The organism is Pseudomonas sp. 51_B, from assembly GCF_017491595.1.
Classification (GTDB): Bacteria; Pseudomonadota; Gammaproteobacteria; order Pseudomonadales; family Pseudomonadaceae; genus Aquipseudomonas; species Aquipseudomonas promysalinigenes.
Genome location: NZ_JAFGYW010000181.1, coordinates 1 through 520, shown reverse-complemented (window position 1 = coordinate 520; position 520 = coordinate 1). Strand labels below are relative to the sequence as shown.

Annotated in this window: 1 protein-coding gene; it reads left to right on the top strand. The window is 62.1% G+C overall.

Annotation, left to right across the window (positions count from 1 at the left end; all coding sequences use genetic code 11):
* The coding region (locus J5M56_RS24270; RefSeq protein WP_207937978.1) for an SET domain-containing protein-lysine N-methyltransferase at nucleotides 1–444 on the top strand (444 nt) is incomplete at its 5' end.
* Nucleotides 445–520 lie beyond the last annotated feature (76 nt).

Here is a 520-nt window from a genome sequence, read left to right as displayed (position 1 = left end):
ATCAAGGCGGGAGAGCGCGTAGTCGAATACAAGGGCGAGCGGATCTCGTGGAAAGAGGCGCTGCGCCGCCCTCCGCACGACCCGGACGATCCGAATCACACCTTTTACTTCGCGCTGGAAGAGGGCGGGGTGATCGACGGCAAGATCAACGGCAACAGCGCGCGCTGGATCAACCATTCGTGCGCGCCGAACTGCGAAGCCGAGGAAGTGGGCGGGCGCGTGTACATCCATGCGCTGCGTGACATCAACGAGCAGGAAGAACTGTTCTACGACTACGGTCTCGTGATCGACGCGCGCCTGACGAAAAAGCTCAAGCGCGAATACGCGTGCCATTGCGGCGCGGCGACGTGCCGCGGCACGCTGCTTGCAACGTCGGAAGAAGACGAAGGCAAGAAAAAGAAGAAGGCGAAGAAAGGCGGCAAGGACAAGAAAAAGAAGAAGTGACGCCCGGCGGCGGTGCGCGGCAAGCTCGCGCGGCCGCCGCGGTTTCCCGGCGTTCGAATCGGCGTTCGAATCGAAG